The 26,375-nt window shown below is 58.0% G+C and carries 21 protein-coding genes and 1 pseudogene; 4 read left to right on the top strand and 18 right to left on the bottom strand.

The window, feature by feature from the left end; all coding sequences use genetic code 11:
• The first annotated feature begins 49 nt into the window (after positions 1-49).
• On the top strand, positions 50-1,063 hold the full coding sequence (locus CAP2UW1_RS04355; protein ID WP_015765452.1) for a DUF7453 family protein: 1,014 nt from the start codon (positions 50-52) through the stop codon (positions 1,061-1,063).
• A 115-nt stretch (positions 1,064-1,178) separates the two neighbouring features.
• Here CAP2UW1_RS04355 and CAP2UW1_RS04350 read toward each other — a convergent pair whose 3' ends face one another.
• The 3 genes from CAP2UW1_RS04350 to CAP2UW1_RS04340 are packed head-to-tail and all read right to left on the bottom strand — an operon-like array spanning position 1,179 to position 3,596.
• Positions 1,179-1,844, bottom strand: coding sequence for a lytic transglycosylase domain-containing protein (locus CAP2UW1_RS04350; protein ID WP_015765451.1), 666 nt, complete (start codon positions 1,842-1,844; stop codon positions 1,179-1,181).
• Positions 1,841-2,209: a VanZ family protein gene (locus CAP2UW1_RS04345; protein ID WP_015765450.1), complete on the bottom strand. Its 369-nt coding sequence runs from the start codon at positions 2,207-2,209 to the stop codon at positions 1,841-1,843. Before CAP2UW1_RS04345 ends, CAP2UW1_RS04350 begins: the two co-directional genes overlap by 4 nt.
• Positions 2,199-3,596, bottom strand: coding sequence for an undecaprenyl-phosphate glucose phosphotransferase (locus tag CAP2UW1_RS04340; RefSeq protein WP_015765449.1), 1,398 nt, complete (start codon positions 3,594-3,596; stop codon positions 2,199-2,201). The genes CAP2UW1_RS04345 and CAP2UW1_RS04340 overlap by 11 nt, the downstream gene beginning before the upstream one ends.
• A 128-nt stretch (positions 3,597-3,724) precedes the next feature.
• Between CAP2UW1_RS04340 and epsL the strand changes: the two genes are divergently transcribed.
• The 3 genes from epsL to CAP2UW1_RS04325 all read left to right on the top strand — a co-directional run bounded on the left by epsL (position 3,725) and on the right by CAP2UW1_RS04325 (position 6,961).
• Positions 3,725-4,975 carry an XrtB/PEP-CTERM-associated polysaccharide biosynthesis outer membrane protein EpsL gene (gene epsL / locus CAP2UW1_RS04335; protein ID WP_015765448.1) on the top strand — a complete coding sequence of 417 codons (1,251 nt, stop codon included), beginning with the start codon at positions 3,725-3,727 and terminating at the stop codon, positions 4,973-4,975.
• A gap of 576 nt (positions 4,976-5,551) precedes the next feature.
• Positions 5,552-6,184: a choice-of-anchor C family protein gene (locus CAP2UW1_RS04330; RefSeq protein ID WP_041568125.1), complete on the top strand. Its 633-nt coding sequence runs from the start codon at positions 5,552-5,554 to the stop codon at positions 6,182-6,184.
• A gap of 186 nt (positions 6,185-6,370) precedes the next feature.
• Positions 6,371-6,961, top strand: a complete 591-nt coding sequence (locus tag CAP2UW1_RS04325; protein WP_041567695.1) for a choice-of-anchor C family protein — start codon at positions 6,371-6,373, stop codon at positions 6,959-6,961.
• Positions 6,962-7,306: 345 nt separating this feature from the next.
• Here CAP2UW1_RS04325 and CAP2UW1_RS04320 read toward each other — a convergent pair whose 3' ends face one another.
• The 15 genes and pseudogenes from CAP2UW1_RS04320 to CAP2UW1_RS04250 form a co-directional block, all read right to left on the bottom strand.
• Positions 7,307-8,032: a PEP-CTERM sorting domain-containing protein gene (locus tag CAP2UW1_RS04320; RefSeq protein ID WP_015765445.1), complete on the bottom strand. Its 726-nt coding sequence runs from the start codon at positions 8,030-8,032 to the stop codon at positions 7,307-7,309.
• A 420-nt stretch (positions 8,033-8,452) separates the two neighbouring features.
• Positions 8,453-9,661 (bottom strand): glycosyltransferase family 4 protein, encoded by a 1,209-nt coding sequence (locus CAP2UW1_RS04315; RefSeq protein ID WP_015765444.1) that lies wholly within the window; start codon positions 9,659-9,661, stop codon positions 8,453-8,455.
• Positions 9,645-10,958 carry a nucleotide sugar dehydrogenase gene (locus tag CAP2UW1_RS04310; protein ID WP_015765443.1) on the bottom strand — a complete coding sequence of 438 codons (1,314 nt, stop codon included), beginning with the start codon at positions 10,956-10,958 and terminating at the stop codon, positions 9,645-9,647. Before CAP2UW1_RS04310 ends, CAP2UW1_RS04315 begins: the two co-directional genes overlap by 17 nt.
• A gap of 28 nt (positions 10,959-10,986) precedes the next feature.
• Positions 10,987-12,756 (bottom strand): heparinase II/III family protein, encoded by a 1,770-nt coding sequence (locus CAP2UW1_RS04305; RefSeq protein ID WP_291914021.1) that lies wholly within the window; start codon positions 12,754-12,756, stop codon positions 10,987-10,989.
• A 238-nt stretch (positions 12,757-12,994) separates the two neighbouring features.
• Positions 12,995-14,868, bottom strand: a pseudogene (asnB, locus tag CAP2UW1_RS04300) (asparagine synthase (glutamine-hydrolyzing)).
• Between the two features lie 5 nt (positions 14,869-14,873).
• Positions 14,874-15,983, bottom strand: a complete 1,110-nt coding sequence (locus tag CAP2UW1_RS23520) for a glycosyltransferase family 4 protein (RefSeq protein ID WP_199931568.1) — start codon at positions 15,981-15,983, stop codon at positions 14,874-14,876.
• Positions 15,984-16,055: 72 nt separating this feature from the next.
• A complete protein-coding gene (locus CAP2UW1_RS04290; RefSeq protein ID WP_015765440.1) occupies positions 16,056-16,880 on the bottom strand; it encodes a polysaccharide lyase in 825 nt (274 codons plus the stop codon).
• A gap of 150 nt (positions 16,881-17,030) precedes the next feature.
• Complete coding sequence (locus CAP2UW1_RS04285; RefSeq protein ID WP_015765439.1) at positions 17,031-18,356, bottom strand: IS4 family transposase; 1,326 nt, start codon at positions 18,354-18,356, stop codon at positions 17,031-17,033.
• A 152-nt stretch (positions 18,357-18,508) separates the two neighbouring features.
• Positions 18,509-19,228 carry a class I SAM-dependent methyltransferase gene (locus CAP2UW1_RS04280; protein ID WP_291933717.1) on the bottom strand — a complete coding sequence of 240 codons (720 nt, stop codon included), beginning with the start codon at positions 19,226-19,228 and terminating at the stop codon, positions 18,509-18,511.
• 397 nt (positions 19,229-19,625) lie between these two features.
• A complete protein-coding gene (locus CAP2UW1_RS04275; protein WP_015765437.1) occupies positions 19,626-20,636 on the bottom strand; it encodes a glycosyltransferase family 2 protein in 1,011 nt (336 codons plus the stop codon).
• Between the two features lie 40 nt (positions 20,637-20,676).
• Positions 20,677-21,732 carry a glycosyltransferase family 2 protein gene (locus tag CAP2UW1_RS04270; RefSeq protein WP_015765436.1) on the bottom strand — a complete coding sequence of 352 codons (1,056 nt, stop codon included), beginning with the start codon at positions 21,730-21,732 and terminating at the stop codon, positions 20,677-20,679.
• Positions 21,729-23,111, bottom strand: a complete 1,383-nt coding sequence (locus CAP2UW1_RS04265) for an O-antigen ligase family protein (RefSeq protein ID WP_291913210.1) — start codon at positions 23,109-23,111, stop codon at positions 21,729-21,731. The genes CAP2UW1_RS04270 and CAP2UW1_RS04265 overlap by 4 nt, the downstream gene beginning before the upstream one ends.
• A gap of 222 nt (positions 23,112-23,333) precedes the next feature.
• Positions 23,334-24,584, bottom strand: coding sequence for a lipopolysaccharide biosynthesis protein (locus tag CAP2UW1_RS04260; protein ID WP_015765434.1), 1,251 nt, complete (start codon positions 24,582-24,584; stop codon positions 23,334-23,336).
• Positions 24,585-24,635: 51 nt separating this feature from the next.
• Positions 24,636-25,220, bottom strand: a complete 585-nt coding sequence (locus CAP2UW1_RS04255; RefSeq protein WP_015765433.1) for an acyltransferase — start codon at positions 25,218-25,220, stop codon at positions 24,636-24,638.
• A gap of 24 nt (positions 25,221-25,244) precedes the next feature.
• On the bottom strand, positions 25,245-26,357 hold the full coding sequence (locus CAP2UW1_RS04250; RefSeq protein WP_015765432.1) for a DegT/DnrJ/EryC1/StrS family aminotransferase: 1,113 nt from the start codon (positions 26,355-26,357) through the stop codon (positions 25,245-25,247).
• Positions 26,358-26,375: the final 18 nt, after the last annotated feature.

Genomic DNA, 26,375 nt, shown 5'->3' with positions numbered 1-26,375 from the left:
CCCCACCACCGCCATCAAGCAGCATTGGGGGTGTATCAGTTTTCAATCGGTGACAAAGGAAAAACTGTGTCAGTTTTCAATCGGTGTTGACAACGGAGGCACCATCGTCTTTTGGGGCCAAAACCGTGGCATTGGTCAACCGACGGGCATCTACAGCAATCGATCTGGCCAACTCCTGCCGATCGTCAATGCCGTGACAACCATACCCGACAGCGGCGGAAGCTCCTTCTACGTCAATAACTTGACCACGTACTCCTTCAAGAACGATCGCCTGGCCTTCATCGGGAGCACGGGCTACCCCGATTCCCCCTACCCCCTTGTGAACGAGGGTCTGTTCGTCGAGCGGAGCGGCGGCGCGCTCGATAAGCTCGCGGATCGGACCACTCAAGCACCTGGCGGTGCGGCGGGTACCTTCACCTCCTTCGTCGGTGGCACCGGTCTCTTGGCCTTCAATGGACAGGAGGTAACCTTTAACGCCAGGACATCCGTGACCAACCGGATAGGTCTGTATCGGACTCAAGGCGGAACAATTGAAACGGTGGCCGACGTCCATACCCCCGTACCAGAGCGCCCAGGATCCACCTTCGGCGACGGCTTTCGGCTCGACGTGGACGGCCACACTCTTGCTTTCACCGACTCCGGGAACGGGGTCTATAAGGACGTCGGGGCCGGACTGCAGAAGGTCGCCGACGTCAATACTCGGGTGCCTGGGAGCGATCTTTTTTCGTTTGGGCAGCGCATCGAGAACGTATCGATCTCGAACGGCAATGTTGCATTCGACTGGGGTTCGCAGGGAGTGTATATCGAGTACGAGGGACAACTGGCCAAGGTGATTGCCCAGGGCGACACGCTCGACGGCAAAGTTGTCAACTCCACCGCAATGTCCTCCGATGCACTAAGCGGGAATCGCCTCGCTTTCTTCGCGAGTTTCAGTGACGGCAGCGAAGGGGTCTATGTGGCTACCGCCGTGCCGGAAGCGAGTGAGGCGGCGATGTTGCTGGCCGGTCTGGGGGTGATTGGGGTAATAGCGCACAGGCGCCGTCAGATCAACGACGTCGTGTAGGCTGCCTTGGCCTCGCGGCAATAGGCAGTCGAGCATGCGTTTTCGGCGATGAGCTGAGGGAATTACGGAGGCTTCGAGCGCAACCCATCAGCAAAGCGCTCGAAGCCACCCGGAATCAGCCTGGACCAGCAGGCAAATCCGCGCGAAGCCCGACCGGCAGAACGTGTTCCTTGATCACCGGCGTCACTTGGCGCAGTTGGAACTGCGGCCAGACGACCCGCGATGACGCTCGCAAACGCTCATATTCGCCGATAACCAGCGGCACATAGGCGCGCGTCTCGGCGTAGGGCGGGATGTCTCCATAGCGTTTCACGGCACCCTCCCCGGCGTTGTAGGCAGCCACGGCCAAGCGTTCGTCGCCATTGAACTGCCGCAGCAAGTCACGCAGGTAAGACGCCCCGGCCTCGAGATTTCGTTCGGGGACGCGCGCGTCGCGGACGCCATAGCGAACAGCCGTTCCCGGCATGAGCTGGGCGAGGCCAGTCGCACCCTTGGGTGAGATCGCGTCCGGCCGATATCCGGACTCCTGCAGGACGACCGCGTGCAGCAGTTCGGGAGCGATTCCGGCCTGGCGGGCCGCGCGCTCGATAGCGCTAGCGTACGGGCGGTTAGTGAGGCCGCGATTGATCGTCACGCCGCCCTGGAGGAGGACGCTCGAATCCACCCGCAAACGATAGGCCTCCTGCGAACCGGAGAGCCGGTAAGGACTCGGTGCGGGCTCGACCGCGAGCGCCGGCGGCACCGCGCAGACAGCAGCGAGAATGAGCGCAACATGCCTCATCGCAGCCGCCAAACCGGCACCATTGCGCTCAAGGTGCAACCGGCAGCAGCCCCACAAGCGTCCGAGGCAAAATCCAGCCAGTCCGCGCTGCGTCCCGGCAGTTGTAGCTGGTGGAGTTCATCTGCCCCCCCGACCAGCGCCGCCAGCAAGAAGGCCCACGCCAGTCGGTGCCGCCCCAGTCCCTGCGACAGCAACCCGGCCAGCAGCCCAAAACTCACCACATGCGCCACCTTGTCCCACGGGGTGACGAACAGCCCAACGGCGAGCGGCGTCCAGCCGACAGCGAACAGGAGCACAATCCCGAGAGCGGCCAGAGCAAGGGCCCAGCGCCGCCCATGCCGAAAATCGGCCTCCTCAGTAGGCATGCCGGTCGCCTCGCAGTACCACCCATATCGTCTTGATGATGATCCACGTGTCCAGACTCAGCGACCACGTCCGCAGGTATTCCAGATCCCATTCGATGCGCTTCTGCATCTTCTCGACGGTCTCCGTCTCGCCGCGGCAGCCGTTGACCTGCGCCCAACCGGTGATCCCGGGCCTGACCTTGTGCCGCACCATGTAACCCTTGATCAGCTTGCGGTAAGTTTCGTTATGAGCAACGGCGTGCGGACGCGGGCCGACAATGCTCATTCGCCCTTGCAGAACGTTGACGAACTGGGGCAATTCGTCAAGCGACGTGCGCCGCAGGAACGCGCCGAACGCAGTTACCCGGACATCATTCCTGCGTGCCTGGGGAATCACTCCGTGATCCTCGCATACGGTCATCGAACGGAATTTGTAGACGGCGATCTCCTTGCCATCGAGCCCATAGCGGCGCTGCCGGAAAATGATCGGTCCCGGAGAACTCCTCTTGACGCCGATCGCCAGGGCCAGCATGGCCGGCGACACCGCGAGGAGGATCAACGAGCTCAACACGATGTCGGAGAGTCTCTTGATGATGCCTTGCAAACCCTGAAACGGCGTCTCGCAGACGGCCACGACAGGGACCCCACCGACACTGTCCATCCGGCCCTGGATGAGGTCGGTGACGAAGATATCCGGCGCGAAGAAAATCGACGCCGTGGTGTCTTTGAGACTATCGAGCACCGCGAGTATGCGCGGCTGCGTGGCCATCGGCAGTGCCAGGTAGATTTGCTCCACACGGTGCTCCCGGACGTAGTCACCAAGAAGCGCGAGTGAACCGAGCAATGGCATCTCGGCAATGGAATCCAGGCGCGCGCGCCCGCGATCGTCAAAAAATCCTTTGAAAGTGACCCCGAGGTAACGGTCATCAAGGAAGGAGCGGGCAAGGCGCAAACCGACGTCATTGCAGCCGGCAATGACCACTGTCTTCCGATTGGCCTCGATGGCAAGCAAGCGCGGCACGATTCGGCGTGCTGCTTCATGACCCGCGATCAGCAGCGCGGGTGTGGCGACCAGCCAGGTGAGCATGACCTCGCGCGAGAAATGATGGATATAGCCTGTGGCATATCCCAACGCACCCAGCATGACCACGAAAATCAGCCAGTTCAGCACCTTTTTCCGCACCACCCGCCGGAGTCGATCGTGGAAGCGAGTGTCCCCCGGAAACATCAGCCCAAAGGCCATCAAAGCCAGAATAACGTAGCGCGCCTCCAACCTGGCCCCATGGTACAGCAGGGCGCCGAACAGACACAGCGCGACCAGCAGGGGATCGAGGAACGCCTCCGCGGCCGCGGTGAGTGTGAACCGCTTGCCATACAAGACGTGCCGCTTGTCCAATGTCGAATACATACCGGAGGAGGAGATGCGCGCGGGGGGAGTGACTGACAGGGGGAAATAACGTGAGAGAATCGCATGTCTCAAGCGGTGGATTATACAACGGCAGCGAAACCCTTCTGCAAGAAATGCCAGGAACCCTGATGATACGAGCTCAGCAGCAACGTAGCGGCTGGCAACGGGCGTTGCTGCTCATGGCGGCGTTCGGCACACTGGCGCCCGACCAGGGAGTGGCGGACGAACCGAACACACTCACGTTGTCTGTCGCCGAGACAGTCCAGCGCGACAACAACCTGTTCCGGCTACCCGATGGCCTCTCCCCGGTCATCAATGGTGTCCCCGGTTCCCGCGGCGACACGCTGAGCAGCACGCAGCTGGGATTGCGCTTCGCTCACACCTACGGTCGGCAAGACCTGCGAGCCAATGTCAACTATGCCATCAACAAGTACCGGGAGTACGCCTACCTCGACTACAACCCGCTGAATCTGGGGCTTAATATGGACTGGCAAGTGGGAAATCACTGGCGCGGTAGCCTGGTCGCCGAGCAGGCACAATCGCTGACCAATTTCGCCAATACGCGCGGTTTCCAGCAGACGACCAATACCTACCGCCGGTCCGGCGGCGACGCCAACTACTGGTGGCACCCCGACTGGGCGACAGGAGTCGGCGTCTACGCCCTGCAGAACCGCTATTCCGGAAATTCCCAGCCGCTTGATGACTATGACGCGGCAGTCGCCGAACTCAAGCTGACCTACCAGCCGCGGTCGGGCAATCGGGTGGGCCTACTGTACCGTCATACCGATGCCAGCTATCCCAACCGCAGCACCCCGGTGCTCGGCTTGTCCCTGCTCGATACGGGATTCGGCCAGGAAGACTTGCGCGCCACCGCCAACTGGCAACTTTCCGGTGCCAGCCGGCTGGACGGTCAGCTCGGCTTTACCCGGCTGCGCTATGACGTGCTCAGCAACCGCGATTTCCAGGGCGTCACCGGCAACCTGAACTACGCCTGGCAGCCCTCCGCCAAGACCTCGCTGAACGCTGCCGTGTCACGCGAAATCGGCCCCCGTCAGGACGTGACCGGCGACTACGTGGCCAATTACGTGCTGACCAGTTCGGTCACGCTCGCGCCGACCTGGCTGGCGACCGAGAAAACGAGTCTGCAGGCGACAGTGAAGTGGTTGAACGAGGTCTACCCCGGTGTGCCGCTGGGCTTGTCGAGCGTTTTTCCTCGCAGGGAGGACCGGACCTGGCTGCTGGGCCTGACGGCCGGCTACAACCCGACGCGCAAGCTGTCCTTCAGGATGGCCGTGCAGCAACAGAAGCGCGATTCAAACTACCCTGGCGACCAGTACAACGATACCACGGCGTCGATCACCGGGGCGCTCACCTGGTGAGTCGTCTATCCGATCCGGGGGACCTCTCGATGGTCACGCCGGTGTCGGAATTCTTTACACCATCACCGACATCATCGGCGCATGAGTTAATATCCATTAAGTCCATCTGTTAGGAATTTATTTGGGTTTGTTTATGACGTCGCAAGGACCCGACTGTGGCTCGCACCCCGCCGCGGGCGTCGGAATTCTTTACACTATTGTCGACATCATTGATTCAGAAGCAAAAGCGCAATTAAGTTGGGGTGTTACGGACGTTCCAGCGCTTTTTCATGGCGCATTCAGGGGCCTGATCGATGCTTCTATCCGGCTGCGGGTGTCGGAATTTCTTACGACATGGCCGCAATGACCCGAGCCGGAACCCGGGACACCACGGTATCGCAAGAGAGCAAGGAACTGGCACACTACTTGCGATAGCGGCAAGGCATTCGTGTAGAATACCCACACTGAAGAAGTCAGCAGTCGGCTGCAGGCTTGCTTACGTGCCCTGCCCGAACGGCAACGTGACTGAAACAATGGCAAGCGTTCGGCGGGCTGGCGCAATCCGGTCATTTGGTGGTTTTCTTGGAGGGGGCGATGATGAACGTTAAGCTAGCGAGCATGTTGTCGGGAGCAGGGGTGATACTGGCTCTAGCGCCAGCCGCCGCCTCGGCGGTCAATTTGATTACCAACGGCGACTTCGAGTCGTGGTCGGGCTCGTTCTTACCGTCGGCGGGTTACAGTACGGTCAACGCCGGTCAGTCGTTTATCAACGATTGGACCGTAGGATCAACATCGGTCGATGTGATCAGAGGCGCGTACGGCGCTATCAGCGGCATCAGCATCGACCTGCTCGGCACACCAGGGCCCGGTTCAGTGTCGCAAACCTTTGCTTCCAGTGCGAGCCAGCAGTACAAGGTGGCCTTCGACCTTTCGAAGAATACGTACAGCACGGGCGGCGCGTCGGCGATGACAGTCATCATCGGCGGTGCAGCGCCGTTATCGTTATCCTACACTGGTACGGCTTCACCCACGCACTACGAGTTCCTGTACACAGCTACTGGGACGTCGACAAACCTTAAGTTCGTCAGCGCCGACTCAGGGAATTCGGGCGCGGTGCTCGACAATGTGTCGGTTACCGCTGTCCCCGAAGCCGACACCTACACCATGTTGATAGCGGGCTTGGGGCTGGTCGGGTTCGTGGCGAGGCGGCGCATGCCAAAGAGCCTCTGATTGGGCGTACAAACGGTTGTCACGAACAGCAAGCTTTGGGAAGATTTGCGACCGGCCGATCGTTTGGCCGCCTTGCCGTGGTCCGAATGCCACGGGTCTTGCCCTGTCTGAGGAGGTGTGAGTGTGAATGATAAGTTAGTCAGAAGACTGTCTTGGGGAGCAGGACTGACGCTCGGTCTGCTTCCAATGTCTGCCCTAGCGGCGTCAATTGTAGCGAATGGCTCGTTTGAGGACGGTCTCAGCAATATTGGGAAGTTCACCACCATCACCAGTGGCCTCACGAATTGGACGATTTCTAGTGGCAACGTCGACTACATCGGAAGCTACTGGTTGGCGAGCAACGGTTCCCGAAGCCTCGACCTCAACGGCTCTTCAATACCAACACCAACGGTTTCCCAAGCGGTTTCCCTTACGGGCGGGCAGCAATACCTTCTCTCGTTTGACATGGCGGGCAATCCTGACGGTGGTCCGCTGACTAAGTCCCTGACCGTCGCGGTTGGCACGGCCCTACCCTCTCAGTCGGTGACTTTCGACTCCACGGGCAAGACGACAACTGCCATGGGGTGGATCACGAAGAGCTTTTTGTTTACGGCACCGAGCACGGGTTCCTATGCCCTGAGTTTCAAGAGCGACGTCACTGACCCATGTTGTTATGGACCTGCCCTGGACAACGTCAGCATCTCGGCGGTCCCCGAAGCCGAAACCTACGCCATGATGTTGGCTGGTCTTGGCCTGGTGGGCATAGCCACGCGTCGCAGAACGCGAGCCATTGCCTGATCCAAGCTGTGAAGTATCAGTGTGTCTCGGGGGGCTACGGCCCCCTTTTCCTTGATGCATTGGCGGGAGCCCTGTCGTCGCCTACCGGTTCCCGTGTCGCGTCAACCTTGGCTTCAGCCCCCCCGGACTGCACGGTCAATGGAGTTTTTGCGACGTCCATGGACAAAAAAACGACCCGCGTGCTCAAGTAGCAAGCATCGCGATGACACCTGGGTTGCGACGACGGCACCGTAGGGCAGTGCCGGAGCGTCGCGTGAGCTCCACGCCGATGCCTACTGCCCACGGGCAAATTGGGAAGATAGGGGCTTTTTCCGCCCCCTCCGGTCGTCAGTGCTGGACCCTCAATCAGGCAAGCACCCCTGAATGCAGTAGTCTGCGACGTGTGACAAACCCCACCAAGCCAAGACCAGCCAGCAGCATCCCGTAACTTTCCGGTTCGGGAACCGGCGTGACACTTGACGACAAGAACTGAACCTGAAGACCGGTCGGGTTGCCGCCGCTTTGCGCCAGGTTGGTGACGATGAAGTCAAGCGTATTCAGACCCGTGGCGAACGACCCACCCGTACTCGAGAAATTCGTCCACGTATTGAACCCTGACGAACTACCGACAGCAAGAAGAGTTCCGTTGAGCTTGATCTGACCGGAGTTGTCCGTCGCCCACCGCCCGCTAAAACTTGCCGATAGTGGATCGTAACCGGACAAGTTGAAGCTCAGTGTCCACGTATAGATGCCGTTTGAGGTCGCATCATACGTCGCCGCCGCATTCACAGCCGGAGCCAACCATTTGGAGGTTGCCGTGTTGGCGACCCAATAGCCGATTGGGAAACCCGAATCCGGTGCCACAAAGCCTGAAGTACCGACACTCGGGCCATCGCCGCCGCTCTTGGAAAGCGCGTAATGCGTATCCGCCGCACCCGCCAAAAGAACGGCGCCAACATTATCGGTGCCTGTGCTGAAGAGACCGGGAATCGGAACGGCCGCCGCCACGTCAAGCGCGGTCAGGGAGCCAGCCGCCATCATCAAGGCGACGCTGGTAGCGCGGTGTCTTGCCAGGGTCGTGAAAATTTTCATGTTGAAGAACCTCCCAAAAATTTAGGTAATGCAAGGAGCCAAAGAAGAACGATCCCCCCGTGCCTGAACACAGGTCCCAACGCCACAACGTCCGTGCCCCGAACGGCCGGCATGGAAGTTGCAGCCAGCAAGACTAAAGCAACAATCGGGCCTAAGTTCCCTTATGTTGACTCAATTTGTTCTTCAGCGCTCGCACTACCACATGGCCTCCTACCGATGAGCTAGCTACCGGTCGCTCGGTCGCTCACCGTGGAGAAGCCGGCAACAATAGCCTTGCTATCCCTCGGCCCAGCCGCGTCTTTACTTCGCTCATTGCTTCTCGCTCCTTATGGCAGCGCCTAGCTTAAACCCCTGTCTCAAGCCCTGGGACCACTATAGTCAGCGCACCGCCGATGCGCCCCATCATCTCGACCCCAGCCGCTAGCGCCGCTTTTCAAATGCCATGTCATACGCCGCCAACAGCTTGGGCGCTTCGTACTTCCACTCCAATTCGTTGATCACACGATTGCGCCCGAACTCCCCCATGCGCCGCCGGCGTTCAGGATCTTCCAGCAACTCGACAATCCTCTCGGCCATGTCCACCTCGTCATTGCGCTTTGCATACAACGAAGCCTCCTGCGCCGAGAACCGTCCTTCGGCCAAGTCAAACTGAACGATCGGCTTGCCGAGCGCCATGTATTCCATGATCTTGTTCATCGTCGACTTGTCGTTCATCTCGTTGGCGACATCCGGGTTTACGCACACGTCGGCAGTGTTGAGCATTTCCAGCAGTTGCTGATCCGGCACGCGGCCGGTAAAGGTGACGTAGGCGGCGATGCCCAGTTCCTGCGCATAGGCGTGCATCTCGTCGAGCGAGGTCCCGCCGCCGACCAGTCCGAAATGAACGTCTGTGCGCCCCATCTTCTGCACGATATGCGCTGCGGCCCGCAGCAGATAGTCGATCCCCTCCTGCTTGCCCATCACGCCAACGTAACCGACCATAAACCTGCGCCCGTGCTTGAGCGACTCGACCGGCGGCGCGATCTTCAGCCGATCCAGCTTGGGCCCGCTACGAACCACAAAAACCCGCCCTGGGTCCATGCCGCCACGCTCGACGGCGATGCGCTTGTAGGACTCGTTGGTTGCAATCGACACGCTCGCCGTTTTGAACGTAAGCCGTTCGCACAGCACCATCAGCTTGTAGAACAAATCCCGGCGAGCAAACTTGGCCTCGTACAACTCCGGGTTGATGTCGTGGTGATCGAAGATGAATTTCTTGCCGAGAAACAGCTTGAAGAAGCCGCCCACCAGAAAGATAAGGTCCGGCGGATTGCAGGCATGGATCACGTCGAACCCACGTTTGAACAGCACCTTCCAGGCAAGCTTAAACTCCCAGAACAGCGCCGCCGCATACTCCAGCGCGTAGGCGATTGCGCCATCGGCCTCAAGCGGCAGATTGTGGCGATAGATGTGAATGCCCTCGACTACCTCGAACTTCTTCTCATAGCCCTTGCCAGTCGGGCAGATGATGGACACCTCGTAGCCCGCGTCGCGCAGTGTCGTCGACTCCTGCCATACCCTTCGGTCAAACGGCGAAGGCAGGTTCTCGACAATAACCAGGACACGCCTTGGCCTACCAGCAAATGCCATCGTAGCGCCCCGCCTCGCTCTTGTTGGGCACTATTCGTACCAAATCGACAACTACCTGCCCCGGCTTGATTTGTTCAAGGATGTTGCGGAACTCCTGGGCGCTGTTGCCAATGATAATCACCTCAGCAAAACTCACGACATCTTCCATGCTCTCGACCATCAGCTTCGAGATATGTGGAATATGGTTGAGGATGTAATCGCGGTTCGCACCGGTCAGCGCTGCCAGATTCACGTTGCGGTCGTAAAGCTTCATCTCGTAGCCCTTGCCGATCAGCGACTCGACAACCTCCACCAGCGGCGACTCCCGCAAATCATCGGTACCTGCCTTGAATGCAAACCCCAGTATGCCAACACGCTTCTTGCCATAGGCGGTCACCATCTCCAAACCTTTTTGCACCTGTCGCTGATTACTCGGCATCAGCGAATTCAGCAGCGGCAAATCAAGATCCAGGGTGCGGGCCTTGTAGGTCAGCGCGCGAACGTCCTTGGGAAGGCATGAACCGCCGAAGGCAAAGCCAGGCTTCATGTAGTAGGGCGAGAGATTGAGCTTGGTGTCCTTGCAAAAAATCTCCATCACCTTGTGGCCGTCGATCCCCAGCGACTTCGAAAGGTTACCGATTTCATTGGCAAACGCCACCTTTACCGCATGCCAGTTGTTATCGGTGTACTTGACCATCTCGGCTGTCTCGACATCCGTGCGTACCAGCGGCGCACCCATCTTTTCATACAGCTTGACCAGAACGTCGCCCGCCTGCGCATCGGTTTCGCCGATCACTGTCTTCGGCGGGTTGTAGTAGTCATATACCGCAGTGCCCTCACGCAGGAATTCCGGGTTGTTGCAAACACCGAAATCTCTCCCCGCCGTCTTGCCGGAATATTGTTCCAGCATGGGAATGACAACGCTGCGCATGGAGCCCGGCAGCATGGTCGAACGCGCAACGACTACATGAAACCCGGCTTTCTCCCTGATCGCGGAACCGATTTCCTCGCAAACCCGGCGCACAAAGGAAAGGTCGAGATTGCCGTTCAATTGCGAGGGCGTGCCCACGCAGATCAGCGAAATATCCGAGTCCAACACCGCTTCATGCACGTTCGACGTAGCACGCAGCCGCTTCGCCGCGACGCCGCTTGCGACCATCTCACCGATATCCTTTTCTATGATGGGCGTCTGGCCACTGTTGATCAGATCCACCTTCGTCTGATTCGGGTCGACACCAATCACCTCGTGCCCGTCGTTGGCCAGACAACCCGCCGAAACGGCGCCCACATAGCCCATGCCAAAAATGCTTATCTTCAAAAAGCCTCCCAATACTGAATGAATGAATCTATCTGACGGATGTTCCGATTCGATCGGCATCGAGATCGAACGAGAGGGCCAATCGCGTCACCAAACGCACAGGCCCGCCAATCGTCCCGCGCCACACAAGCATTGTTGTCGGCGTCTTCACGTCGAAAGATCTTGAAATCCATCCTGCGTGCGGATCCTCCTCGCCTCTCAAGAAGCTTGGCGAAAGAGCGCACTCCTCCATGTCCATCGTCAGTCGCACGGGGCCAGAATCGGCTGTGACCACCCCTTCAGCGCAAGTCACCACGCAGTGCTCGGCAAAGTGCCAACACAGTTCCACCTCGTGTCGTCCCGCGCAGCGCAACACATCGATCACCTCGAAGCGATTGCCGACAGCATCGAAAGAAATCTCCCGCTGATGGGTCAGCGGGTCGCTCAAGCGCCGGTAGCCATCATGCCGGCCCCTGAAAATCTGCCGTTCGCCATCGAGTTCCGCCAGCTCACAATGCGCATTGGCCTTGCCTAACCAAAGAAAATTTCCACCGATCACCGACTGATCCGTTCCATCCACACGCAGCGTGTTGTGAGCGAATGTCCCGCGAAAATAGTCGCGACATTTCTTTTGCGTGTGATAGGCATAGGTCCCCGGATCGATCAGCAACTCACGCCCACCGGCAGACAGCACGAATGACAGTGCGTCCGCGTGACCGTGGGCCGCGATCGACAGATAACCCAAGGGGCCGCAGTCGATCAAGGCCCGCACCTCATCCGCCGCCCCGAGACGGGCGCCCATCAGGTAATAGCCACCTTCGGAAAACGCCGTGCGTGGCTTTTCCGTTTCCGGCAGGGGAAGCGCATCAAACACCTCCGCCGCCGAATCCCCCAGCAACCAACGGCTCTTGTCGTCGAAGCGCCGAGCCTTGGCAGCGAAATCACCTCGGCTGAACAGCACCGCCCCAGTCGCCAGCAACGACCGATAGCGCGACCGACCCGGCCCCTGGCTCAAGCGGACCATCAGCGCGTCGTCCGCATCACCGATCATCGGCACATGGCCGGCACAGTCCATCACTGCCGCCAGAAACTCCATCAATCGTTCCAGCCGTTCCCAGTACGACGCGCTGAACTCGATACCATTCGCCCGGCAGATCAAGCCACAGAGCAGCATCATGTCAATCACCTCGTGCTGGTAATAGACCGCCTGTTCCCGATTCACACCGTCCGGCGCGTTCTGCTTCAGCGCTTCCGTCTCGAAGCCCGGCGCCGCAATGCTTTTCCATTCGGCGCTTTCAGGCCACATCGGCCAGGTGACCGTGCCAACCAACAAACCCATGTACTCGCCTAGCAGATGGTTGTTGGCGGACGAATGGCGCGACAGATGCCCGGCGATAAAGTGGCAATGCTGAAACACCGAGCGTAGCCAACGAGTGCGGAAAGCCGCGCCCTCGACGCCGACAAACAAGCGAGACTCATCCCCACCCAGCAGATGCCAGGCAAAGGACCAGTTCATTAACCTAACGGCATGCTCAAGAGAACTGGTCCAGTTGGGCCCCAAGGGGTAAGGGCACTGCGCAAACCATGAATCAAGAAGCGCTCGGCAGCCCTCGCTGAACCTGGCATCGCCCGTCAAGCGCCAGGCCTGTGCCAAGGTGACCAGTTCCAGGTGCCGGTTCGGCTCCCACAGATACTTGATATCCCCGACGACGCGTTCGTCCCGATAATTCAGCGTCTTCCCAAAAACCAGCGGAACGACTGTCCGTGTCTTGGGATCCTGGTTCCAGGCAGGAGGAAAACCCAAGGTCGCGTCGCGCATTGCGAACACTCCAAACTGCCCGGACAGAATCCTGTCCGCCGCGGATCGATAAGCCTCAAGCTCGAAACCTCTCGGGACTTCTCCCAACCAGGCGCGGCCGCACAAACCCGTCGGTTCCCCGGGGCTTGCGCGACCAATCCCCCACTGCTCCAGTCTTGCCCTCACAGACTGGCGAACACGATAGACGAGTTCAGGCGCGTCCATCGCACGCAGGCGCAGGAATCGCCACGAGACATTTCTAAACATATTGCCGATGCCAGATCTCAAGATTGAGCAGCGACCACAACAGTTTTTCATGGTTCTGCCGTCCGCTTACGTGCTCGCACAAAAGTCTTTCCAAAACGGCACGATGAAAATACTCTCGAGTTCTTGAATCGCTCCCCAGCAGGTGATCGTAGAGGTAATCCTTCATCCCGCGCCTGAACCATTCGTTAACCGGAACGCGCAAACCAATTTTCGGTCGCTCAAGAATGCGATTCGGCAACACGCGCTTCATCGCCTGCCGGAGAATGAACTTGGTTTTTCGGCCGCAGATACGCCAGTCGTCGGGCAATCGGGAAATGAATGCGGCCAACTCGTAGTCCATGAACGGCATGCGTGCTTCCAGGGAGGCGGCCATTGACATGCTGTCGCCACGCTCAAGAAGGTTATCGGGCAGCCAGCTTGGCTGATCAAAGTAGAGGATTTTTCTCAGCGCGGAGTTGCCTGCCGCCGTATCGAAGCGCGGAGCCACTTGTCCCGGACCAGAGTCGGCGCCCCACATCGACACCAAGGCAGACCGCTCGGCATTCGATAGCGCGCCAAACCAGCGCGGCAGGCGCTCCCTGGCATCGGCTATCCCCAGATTGGTAACGGCAGTCTTCATACGTCGATACTCATAGGGCAGCGCATGGACCAGAGGTTCGAAAATCCCGTGCCTCAGGAAGCCCGGCATCCGCTGGTAATACCCCACGTAACGCTCATACACGTGCTTTGGATATCCACCCAGCAGCTCATCCGCCCCTCTCCCGTCAGTACCATCTTGACGGTGCGCGCCGCCTCTCGTGCCAGCAGAAAGATCGGGATATCCGAAGGTTCTGCCACCGGCGCGTCCCGAGAGCGGATCAGATCCGGCAGGTGCTGCATCATGTGGGTATCGGACACCGTCAGCTCGTGATGATCGGTGCGGAGCTGCTCGGTGATCTCCTTGGCATAGGCCAGTTCGCTGTAGGCCGTCTCGGCGAACCCGACCGAGAACGTCTTTACCGGCAAGCTGGAATGTCGGGACATGAGACCGACAACGGCCGACGAATCGATCCCGCCAGAGAGAACGGCGCCAAAGGGAACATCGGAAATCATGCGCATCTCAACTGCGCGATCCAGCGACTCCAAAAACTCGCCGACCGGATCAGCCGACACGGCGAGGGACTCACGAACCGCTCCGTCAGGCGGCCGATAGTACGCCTGCTCGATCCAGCGCCCGGCCTCCCAGAGCGCCCAGGAGCCCGGCATCAGCTTGCGGATGCCCTCGAACAACGTCGCCGGAGCCAGCACGTAGCGATAAGCGAAGTAATCCCAAAGCGCCGCCCGATCAACTCGCGCCACGACGCCCGGATAGCAGAGCAGCGACTTGATCTCCGACGCAAACAGCAGGGTATCGGCCGTTTGGCGGAAATACAGAGGCTTCTTGCCAAAACGGTCCCGCGCGAGAAACAGCCGCTGCCTGGGTGCATCCCAGATGGCAAAGGCAAACATGCCATTGAAGCGCTCGACACAGGCAGGTCCCCATTGCTCATAGGCATGAACGATGGTCTCGGTATCCGAGCTTGTGGCAAACACGTGCCCCAGCGCAAGCAACTCCTCGCGCAGGCCCTGGAAGTTGTATATCTCGCCGTTGAAGACGAGCTGAATCGATCCGTCTTCATTGCCCATCGGCTGATGACCGGTGGAGAGGTCGATGATGGACAAACGCCGATGCGCCAGACCAAGGCGATACTGCCCGTCCGAACTACCAGATTCGAAAAATCCCTCATCGTCCGGGCCCCGATGGGCGATGGCCGCAGCCATTGCCCGCAAGGTGCCGCCCAGGTCGAGCCCGACCACTCGGGTCACGTAGCCAGCGATGCCGCACATCTTGCCTAAGCCACCCGCTCGTAGATTTCGCCAAACCGGGCAGCCAGGCGATCAACCGTGTAGTTCTCGGCAATCCTCTGCCGTCCTGCTGCCGACATGCACAACAACTCTGCGCGATTGTCGGCCAAGCGCCGAATGGCCGCTGCCACTGCTGCGGGATCGTGAGCCGGAACAAACAGGCCGTGCACACCGTCCCGCATCACATCAGGGATGGCGGCCACCGGGCACGTGATCGGCACGCAGCCGGCAGCCATGGATTCAAGAATCGAATAGGGCAGCCCTTCATTGTGATAGGTGGGGAATACCTGGACATCGGAACCAAGCCACAATCGGTCCTTTTCTGCGCCAAACACCGGGCCAAGCAGAGTGACCTCGCTCGTCAAGCCAAGGCGCGCAATCGACTCAAGGACCTCTGCCTCGTCCGGCCCGGAGCCCGCCACCCGTAATTCGAACCCAAGCCCCTGGTCCTTAAGCAGTTTCAGTGCCGCCAGCGACTCAAATAATCCCTTTGAACGAATGATTCGCCCAACGAAGACCAGCCTCAGCGGAGCACCGCCTACGGGTCGCTCTCGCTCCACGTCAAGTAAACCCTTGGTATCGATCGCGTTCGGCACCAGTTCCACGGCGATCCGTGAATCGAACGCCCTATGGGAACGGACGGCCCCACTCGAAAGAACGGTGACCACATGAGACGCGAGCAAGAAGCGCTTCAGAATCGACGACAACAAAGGGCTGGAAAAAAGGCTCTGTGGAGCAGAGCCACTATGAAACTGATTCACCACACGACACCCGAGGAGGCGCGCCACAATCAAGTAGGTCAGATCGCGCCAGAACGCCTTGCGATCCATTGACGTATTGATGTGCACGATGCGCGGTTTTTTCCGAACAAGGAATACAGCCAGTTGCAGAGGACTGAATGCGAAGCGTGCCATGCGCTGCCACTTGTTTTCTGCTCGCCCTTCGCGGCCGACCTGAAAGTGCATCAACTTATAGCGATCAGCAAGACTAGATGCCATTAGCAACTTTACGTGTGAAGACACGCCACTGACCGCGTCTAGCGACGGACCGAACAGAACGATGCCAACTTTCCCCATTTGACCAATTTCCCAATCCAATTGACACTTCTCCCCAATGCAGTGCTCGCAATTGATGCAGCTACTGACCATTTCGATTTCGATCCATGAACATTACCGATCCAACGCGTCAACCATGTCCTGATACCCTGCGCTGGGCCCGCCATAAACGATTCCGCGAGTGAGAATTCTGATCGCATCGCTGGCCTCGATTCCGTATGGCGCATAAATGCCCGTCTTCGCGTAATTGCGGCCGCCGATACCCTCTGAAGTGTCATATGTATTCGGAACACCGCGCTGCCTCGCTAACAGATTGCCGTTCAGCCAAACATCCAGCTCTCCGGCTCCCGGCATCGCCGACCAGTACGTTCGGACAATTAACCGGTACCAGCGACCAAGAATCAATGGACCATGCCATGGATAGAAACGGATTGAGTTCGCCGTAGTTGGAGGGGTCCTTCCGGTAACCGCGTTGGTGTTGTGTTGAAGCATTAGGAACATTCGTCCGCCCTGTATCTGTATGCTGACTGGCGGCGAAAGTCGCAGACGATCATTTCCGTGGAGCTGGGCAACAACAATTGCCGTCGGATACTGCCTCCAGTCCGGCGGTACGTAAAACTCAAACCCGTACCAACGTGCCTCCTCTTGGTTCCCAAGCCCGTCCTTACGTCCGAGAATCTCTGTGCGATGACTGGTAGCCGCTTCCGGATCGCTGCCACGCAGCGTCAATTCAAGAACCATTCTTGACGGCTTTTCCGGATCTGGAATAAAGCGCAGATTCGCCCTGTTCCCAGTTTGAATCAGGTAATAGTCATTTAGCGTCGCCTCATTTACCACGCCACCGATCGGCAGAATCTTCTCCGAATCAGCCGCCGCAACTACGCTTCCCAACAACAAGAAGACGGCAAGAATGCGTGCCGCAGCATGTGTTCCAGTCATTATGATTTCTCCTGAGAGCAAGTGCATGGGTACCGTATTGCCGCGGCCTATACACGATCTGCTCCTCCCATTTCTGCATCCAGCCCCAATCATTCCGTCCCCATTTCGCTGCAAGAGCAATCCCATCTAACCCATAGCCTTATACACAACTCACCCCGGGGCCGCCTCACGCATGAACTGGAGGCCGACGACGCAGTCCATGACGCGCTGCAACCCGATCCAGATGGTTTTGACGCCCGGCTCGCCGTCGCCTTTACGCGCCAAGAAACCGCCGAGCATGGCCACCAAGCGGAGGACCTGATTGAGCGTGGGTGGGTCAGCCGGAGGCTTCTTCTTGTTGAGGAGATAAGCGGCATGCCGTTCATCTTGATCGAAGAACAAGTCGGCGGGCAAGTCTGGACAGGTCCGGCCGAATCGCATCAGCATCGCAATGCGCCAGGAAACGATGAGGTACAGCGCGATGGCGCGTTGCAGGCCGTCGATCGTGCGCAATTGCAGGGACTCGATCCGGCAGCCGTTCTTGAGGATGTGGAAGAGGATCTCGATCTCCCAGCGCGCGCGATACCAGTCAATCAGCTCCGCCACCTCGGCGAGCGTCTCGGCGGTCCGATTGGTCAGCAGGCGCCACTCAACCGGGGTGCTGCCGGCAGGGGGGTCGATCTCCTTGGCCACCACACAGGTAGCTCGGATCGTTTTGTTCTTGCCATGCGGAAGATCGACGACGCGCGCCCAAAGTTGCTGGCGCACTACGCGAGCCTTCTGGCCATGTCTCGCCGGCAGGGTGAAAGAGATTCCGCCGAGTTCCTCACCAGACGTCACCGTTTGCCACAGCTTCTGGCCGTCGGGCAGCGCTCGATCGTGCTGGGCACGCAGCAACCAGTCGGCCGGGGTCTCCAATTCGCCGGCACGGGCCATCAGTTCGATCATGTCGGACTCGCGGTCGGCGACGTAGACCAGCCGGGTGTCCGGCAACTCCGCCGCCAACTCGGCCACTCGTTCATAGCCCTCGACCCAGCGCGTGCTCTCTTTGATCCCTGGGCGCTGGCCGTTGGCGTCTTTCGGCTCACGCGCCCACATCCACGCATCCAGAACCCCCAACGGCTCGCGATCCGTGCTGACGGCGTACGTCGGATGCACGTACAGACCGCGCTGAGCTTCATAGCTCAAGGGGCCCAAGCCGTCGATGCTTTGCCCGTTGAAGTCCAGTTCGGTCGTGTCCTGCAGCATCAGCACGACCTTGTGGCAGGCGATCCGCGTCCGCGAGCACGACCAATGAGGTCTCAGGATGCCCTCCCACGTGACGGCATCATTGTCCAGGAAGCGGTAGGCCGCAATCGTCTCCGACCAGCCCGAACACGCCGACGGGATACTCAGTGTCGGTTTGGCCGCCAGCGTGTCCAACAACGTGATCGCTCGCTTGTTCAGTCTTCGGTCCCCCAAGTCAACTTCCTTCAGCTCCTCCCCAGCCCAGCCCATTCTGCCACCTTCTCAAACAAATCGGCAGCTTACAACGAGATGCTAAAGTTGTGTATAAGGATATGCATCTAACCGCATCCAAAGTAGAGTTAACAACCAGAAGAACTCATGTCAATGTGCGAAGAACTGCACGCAAGGCGTCAGTCGGCTGGCTAAGCATTTGTCTTGACGCCACTCTCACCTTCTTTGCGAAGTGTTCTGACGAAATACGCAAACGTACTCTTTGGGAAGATGTGCCTGTAGAGATGGCGCCCAATCAGCTTAATGGCGCCACTCACCTCCAGCCATCCGGAAGATCCGTTGTAGAGCTTGTACAGGCTGGGCCTCAGCCGCTTCAAGCCAGCCGTATGTGCTAGCGCAACCAATGACTTGTGTGTAAAGGAATTAATGTGCTCTAATGGGGCAATTGGCATAATCTCGTCCCGCGATAGAGAAGAGAAGTCAGGATTACTGGCTAACTTACGCAAGGACCTGCTTGAATCCGGCACTGAGATCTTAAGAATTCCGCCGACTCGAATACGGGTGGCCAAATGTGCGATCAGATGGTTCGGATCAACAAGGTGCTCGAATACCTGTTCGGTGTTTATGAAATGAAAGTGATTGGCAGGTAACTGGTCGACCGCCAAAACATTTAGCCCGATCGATTCAGCGTACTCGATTCGATCTCTAGATAACTCCGAACCCGAGACATCACAACCGTAGGCCATAGCCATTCTTGCCCACTCCGCCCAGCCGAATCCGAAATCCAGGACACTAATCTGCTTTGGATGCAACCTAAAATGCTGGATCAGGAACTGGACCTCGTTGGCGAGATAGCGATAGTCATCAAGATTGAGGTCGCCTCGGAGTTCTTCTCGGGACCCTCGCGGCATCCATGCATCGTAAATGTCAGCGAGAAGTATTTCCGTTGGCACGTAAACCTGGTAGGCAAGGCTGCAGTTCGAACACCTAGCAAGCTCATAGGGCACATCCTCGAAATGACACGACGCCCTTCCCTTGTAGTGCGTATCGATGTAGTTCCGTATGGAAGCCGCTGAGTAAGGCGCGCTGTATAGAGATGTAGCCAAAGTCGAGTGACAATTCGGGCATCGATCCCTTCTTCTCAGCAGTCCCTCACCATGCTGACTCATAGCGCAGCCGCCGATCCCAGCCTTGCACGCCCAAGATCCGATCTTGACAAAAATCGGGTGAAAATACAGATTGGGATTTCACTCCAAGGCTTCGCGACATGGCATTGCCTAATTGAATTAATGCGTATTGCATATAAAATCATTGAATTACCCGAGAGTCGATTGGCTCAAATGGATCGCCGATTGGATAAGAGAAGCCAATAAGGGCGGCAAGCGAGTAGACGTGCCATGCCCCAATTGCAAAAACGCCCTCAGCCAAGTCTCTTTTACGAACTACCATCACACCGAGAACTCCGGCCCAAAGAAAAAAGCCGGACACGATCACGCTTGTGCGGAAGGAGAGGCCAAATTCTAAAGAGACAATTGCGATGAGCAAAGTCAAGAGATAGAGCATTGGTGCTATGAAGACATGCCACGATGTCCTTGCTGCTCGCCACCACCAGGGCGTGCCAGCGGACATTCTCAAGAGCATCCCGTAGGCCTGCAATCGGCGACTGCGCCAGAGCCTGATCAGCATCTGCGCTTTAGACTCATCATGTCCCGTATGCTTTACGGACGGATGCGGCAATCGGACTATTCGCCAACCGGCGGCAATCAGTCTCGCACCCAGTTCCGCCTCCTCGCCCGCAGGCAACCAACGATGCGCCGCATAGCCGACGGATTCAATTGCGCTTCGACGATACAACCCGCCTCCCCCAAGGTCGAGCACATCCTGTTCCCGCTGAAGTGCACCGTAGTGCGCCACGCGCCTCTTATCAGCTGCCGTCTTGACCTGTAGATCAATTAAGCGTCCTCCCACTCCCGCCACTTCTGGATGACTCTCCAAGTATCTTAGCGCCACCTCAACAAATCCAGGCTCAAGCGCCATATCGCCATCCAGCAGATAAATGAAATCACCCCGGGCAAACTGATAGCCAAGCTGAATTGCCGCGCCGCAACCTCGATCGCCTAACACCCGGAATTGCACGATCCGGATCGGAAAACGAGCGGCAATTTCGACTGTTTTGTCAGTCGATATGGAATCTACAAGAATGACCTCGCCATCGAGTCGTTCAGCCTCTCCAACAACTGACTTTAAACAGGCGTCGATAAGACGTTCCTCATTCAGCGCCTTAATAATTATTGACAGGCGGGGAGATCGACGACTCATCTGGTCCCCCAAGAGCGCCGAGATGTATCGCGATCACCCATCACGTACCTTTACAATCAGAGTTGCGCAAGTCGTCAACGCACGCCGCGAAAATGGCTTTGGCGCGCACCCGACGTCCCTTGATCAGGGCAAAGGCGCATTCAAACAATGTGCGCAAATGGCAGCCAGGCCGCCAACTCGGGAAGAAAGTTCGATACAACCTGAAGCGGGCTCGATACAAGGTGAAGATTGCGAATTCAGATTCGCACTGTTCCTGCGTTGCACTCCCAGCCTTGTGGTACAGCACCGCAGCATGGGCAAAAGCATGGATAAAACGTCCCTGTGATCGCTGAGCCCAGTCGATTTCCTCGTAATAGAGAAAATAACGCTCCTCCATACTCCCAACTTGCTCAAGAAAATTACGCGAGACAAGCATTGAAGAGCCGCTTACCCAATCTAGACTGGACTCGGCTTTCCGAATGAGGGTCGGCGTAAGCTCGCTGCGCCGAATTTCATGGCCATACAAGCCACCTCGCACCGTTCTGTATTTGAACCAGCCACCGCCCAGCGCCTGCACTATCTCTGGGCGCGAGTAGTAGCAGTTGAGTGAACCTGTGACACCAATTGACGGGTCACTGATGGCGGTGCTGACCATCTGCGCAAGGCAATCGGCTTCGACCACCGTGTCATTATTCAGCAACCAGACAAAAGCGCAGTCGGGATCGGACAGTGCAATACGAATGCCGACGTTGTTCCCAGCCGCGAAGCCGAGATTTCCTCCGGTTCCTACGAGAACCAGCGAACTCTCGGTTCCAGAGGTATCAAGGATTTCGTCCGCCCTAAGGACGTGGCACGAAACGGGTTTACTTATCGGTGGCCAACTGAGGCGTGCAAGCGGGCACTGTGGTCGCTCAAAAGGCATTTCGCCGCCAGCCCAACGCCGAATATTTTCTATTGAAGCATCGGCAGAAGCATTGTCACAGACGAGAACGCGCAGATTGGCGTAATCGAGCCGAAAGACGCTTTCAAGACATTCAATGGTGTCGCGCCAGCCATTCCAGTTGACCAGGACAACCCAAACCCTCGGCGAATCGCTTCGCCCAATAATGCTGCTCATCCCGGTACCCCGGCGCGAAGCCGTGTCCGTAAGGTATGGCGGTCGCTCGCAAGCGCACCCGCAGGTGGCGCCTCACGCAGGACAACTAGTGACGCTATCAAGACATACGCCAGGGAAAAGCCGGACGGAATCGAAAGGACACTCTTGACACCAATCAGCATCATTATCGACACGGCGATCAACCCCGACGCTGTACCAGCCAAATCGTTGCGCCTCATGTAGCCCCTGAATCCAAGCAGTGCAGAACCAGCAAACACCATGACAAAGGCGGTTATGCCAGGAACTCCTGCGTCTAGGGCCGTACTCAGAAAATAGCTGTCTATGTTGTAGCGGACACCGTCGAAAAACCCGAGCTTGACCGCACCCATGGCGTTGCCGTAGCCCAAGACAGGGCTATCGAACAAGAGGGGGATCCCCTGTTGCAGCATAAGCATCCGGGTCATTGTGCTGTTCGCTTCGCTGGTGTTTCGCCCGACGACCAGCGTGAGAAGTTCTGACCCCGCGAAGTACGTCACCGCGACCAAAACTGGCAATACAAGAGCGGCTATCAATAGCCCTGACGAGGACGCATTCCGAGCCGTACCGCGGTTTCGAGGAATCATCGCCAGCAAGCCGAGCAGCAGCAGGGAAATCAGCACGACCGCGATGCCTGCGCGGCTTCGCGAGGAGACTATCATTACAAAAGCAACCGGCACAAGTCCCGCAGCGATGGACCGTAAGGCAAGACTCTTGCTTCCCAGAAAGACCGCTACCGCCAATGGCATCATCATCGCCATGAACTCCGCAAGTACCATCGGGTGAGTAAAAGTACCTTGCGCCCGATAGTGTCCACCGCGGAACTTGTCCATCAAAATACTTTGCAGGGTTCCTGGATCTTGCTGGCCTACAGATATGAACTTCTCGAACAAGGTGTGCTGCACGAAGGCCTCATACGATGCGAGCAGCACTTGCGCGGCGGCGACAACGACGAGAACGGCCAACAGGCGAAACACGTCGCGCTCGTCCCGGAGTATCGCCAGTGCCAAAAAAAACAGCAGGTAGAAGGTCAGAAGTTCGCTTCCCAGTTGCCAGAGCTGAAATAGCGGCTCCGGCCCGGCGAGGGAAGTCACGATACGCCACAGCATCAGGAAGGCGACGGAGCCGACAAACGTCCGATGCGCCGCGCATCGACTGAACAGCCGCGCCATCGGTTGGCGACACGACAACACGAAAAACAAGGAAATCGACAGGAAGGCAAGCCATGCAATCTTGGTCGGGCTGATCGCAGGAAGACCGCCCAAGCGGCTGAAGATATATTCGGGCCACAGGTGAATCGATGTCAATAAAACAAGCAGCAGACCATTGAGCAAGGCATCCGGCGACTCGTTGCGCTTGGGCATCGCCCAGAGCAGTAGCAGGCCGCCTAGTACTACTGGGAAAGCGCCCAGCCGAGCCACCGCCCCAGCCGTCATGGCAGCCGCCAAAAAGCCCAGGACGCCACACAATAGTGTCAGCCCGAGCCAAAAGAGGCCCGCTCCCCGTCTGCGTCGAAACAGCTTTTCCGCCGACCCACGACCAAGCGAATGAATTCTCTGCATCGACATACCCCGAACCCTGACAACTCAACCAGTAGCGGAAATCTTGGCCACGCGGTTGCACCACAGCCAGAACAGACCTTGCATCAGCGGCACCCAAAGCGCAAAGACCGCAAGCCGGACGTAGATGGCGCCCTCGACGCCGAAGCGCGCAATCGCCCAGAAACTAAAAGCGACGACCACTAGGCTCGTAGCCAAGGTCAGCACCATGTTCAGCCGAAGCAGCCCGCGTCCAATCCACTGTGGCGTCATGAGCAGCGCAAGGCTTAAGCCCAGCACGGACGGCAGCAACGCGCGAAACATCGCGGCGCTCGGGGTGAATTTCTCGCCCGCAACGAGAACGACGAGCGAAGGAGCGGCCAAGTACGCAAGCAGGCTAGCCGCCAGCATTCCCCCGAGTAGCTTTGTCGCCAGCCGCCGATGCTCAGGCCAGAACGCGTCAGGCGAAGTCTTGGCAAGGCCACCATAGATCACCATCAAGGCACTCTGCGGCACGATCAGCAGCAATCCGACCATTTGTTGCGCCAATTGGTAGAAACCGACTTCCTGCGCGCCGAGGTAGTTGTTAATGACCAAAATGCTGACCTGGTCAAGGGCAAAGGCGCTTACCGTTGTCAGATGAATAACGCCACCCGAACGAACCATGGGCCGGATTTCGCGCGAAGCCCAGGCGACCCTCCGGCCCGCGATGCGCCAAAGCGGGACCACGGTTAGAGCCGCCACCAGCAACTGCGCCAGGAGTTGGGAACCAAGCGCACCGGCGACGCCCCACCCCATCTCCATGAGAAACACGAGGAAAAGGCCAAGGCCGATGCTGCGCCCCCAATATTGTGACCGGTTGAGTATGTCGGTCCGGGCTGATGCGGCAAGGATGTTGGAGGCGTATTGCTCCCATACCAGCAGCGGCACCGCGGCGAAGGCCAGACCCAGTAGGGACGGACTGATCCCCTTGAACAGGTCGCCGGAAGTCAGAAAGAACAATCCGCCGGCCACAGCGATTGCTAAGGCGGAAAGGAGCAATCCCAGGCCGCCAAGTGTACCAAGCTGCTCCGCAAGACTCGGCTTGGTATCCGCAACCTGCAACCGATGCTGCAGTGCCTGGCCAAGGCTCAAATTGGCGAGTGTCGCAAACAGGGCAGCCCAAGCTAAGGCCGCACCAAAAGTCCCGCGCCCCTCCGGGCCAAGCAATCGGGCTGAAATGCAAAGAGTGGCAAGCGAAACCGCCACGCCATAACCGCGTGCGGCACTCATATGAGCTATGCGAGCGATGTCACTCATCGTGGCGCCAATGGCACAAGAATCTCCATACAAGAACCTTTGCCACGCGTTCTACCTAGTTCGAAGCTCATTAGCGGTTGCATCAACAAATGCCTTCTCGAGGAGAAGGAGGTTCCGCTTCCGCTCCTTCACCTTTCTCGCTGGAGCGCCTACGTAGATACCAAACGGCTCACAATCGCTCGTGACTAGGGCCTGCGCGCCGATGGCGACGCCTTCCCCAATGGTTAGGCCGGGCAAGACTACCGTTCCGCTGCCGATGATGGCGTGCCGCCCGACCGTGACGGGCGCTACGGTGACATTGGTGTATTCGGGTGGAACCGTGGGATTGGTCATGAACTCCCCGCTGTAATCATCATTGCTAGAATAGATCGCGACTCGTGATGAAAGGCCCGAAAAATCTCCGAGAAAAATCCTTCCCCGTCCGATCAGAAGCGAAAAGACAGCAATATGTACATGTCGGCCGATCTCCAGCCCGCCCTCCCCAGGCGAAAGCACACAAAAATCATCGATGCGGGAATAATCGCCCACGCTGATCTTCCCAGGGTTATAGATCGATGCCTTTCGCGAAACCTTGATCCATCGACCACAATGGGCTAAGCCTAGCCCGCGCAACTCATCTTCAGTGTAAAAGGACATTGATAGTTCCAGTATGGCGAGCAACTAGCGTCTGCCGCTGCCACGAATCAGTTCGCACACGCCATCAACGGCATCCAAGGCAAGGTCCGGAAAGATCGGCAGGCAAAGCACCCGATTGGCGGCATGATGTGCGACGGGAAGGTTTGCCTGTCCTGCGGAGGGAAGACTGCGATACATCGAGAATTCGCTGATCAAAGGGTAGAAATAGCGTCGAGCAAAGACGGCGTTCGCCTTCAAATAGTCATATAGCCCATCGCGGTGCAGCGAAAAATCATGCTCCACGAAAATCGGGAAATAGGAATAGTTCTTACGCTGGGCGCAGTTTGTCTGTGCCATTGATATGCCCTTTACGTCCTTCAGTCCTGCACGGTAGCGCGCGTCAATTTCTTTCCGCCAACTGATCACGTTGTCCATGTGCTTGAGCTGGAGCAAGCCGAACGCAGCCTGGATCTCGTTCATCTTGCCGTTGATTCCGGGGGCAACGACAGTCAATTCATCTGCAAAACCGAAATTCTTGAGGTAGTCGATGCGCTGTTTGGTCTTTGCGTCTGGACAGATAATCGCGCCGCCTTCAAAAGTGTTGAACACCTTCGTGGCGTGGAAGCTGAGCACCGACAAATCACCGTGCTGCAATACGCTGTTTCCGTTGCACTCCACTCCGAAGGCGTGTGCTGCGTCGTAGATCACCCTAAGCCCGTAGGTGTCGGCAATTCTTTGTATGGCTTCGACGTCGCACGGATTGCCATAGACATGCACCGGCATGATTGCCGTGGTCTGGGGTGTGATCGCGGCTTCGATCTTTTTCGGGTCGAGATTCAGGGAAACAGGGTCGATGTCTACGAACACCGGCTTGATGCCGTTCCAGAGAAGCGAGTGGGCGGTTGCGACAAAGGAGTACGGTGTGGTAATTACCTCGCCGGTTATGCGGAGCACTTGCAACGCGGTAACAAGGGCTATCGTTCCGTTCGAGAACAGCGAGAGATGCTCGACGCCGAGATACTCAGCCAACTCTTCCTCAAGTTGCTGATGATAGGGCCCGCCATTGGTCAACCATTTGCTCTCCCAGATCTTCTCCAAGTAGGGAACAAACTCTTCCAGCGGAGGAAGATACGGCTGAGTGACGAAGATGTTTCTCATGCGATTTCCCGAAGCTTG

This window comes from Candidatus Accumulibacter phosphatis (genome assembly GCF_000024165.1).
GTDB lineage: Bacteria > Pseudomonadota > Gammaproteobacteria > Burkholderiales > Rhodocyclaceae > Accumulibacter > Accumulibacter phosphatis.
The sequence above is the reverse complement of the archived record's forward strand: the minus strand, read 5'-3'. Positions and strand labels throughout refer to the sequence as shown.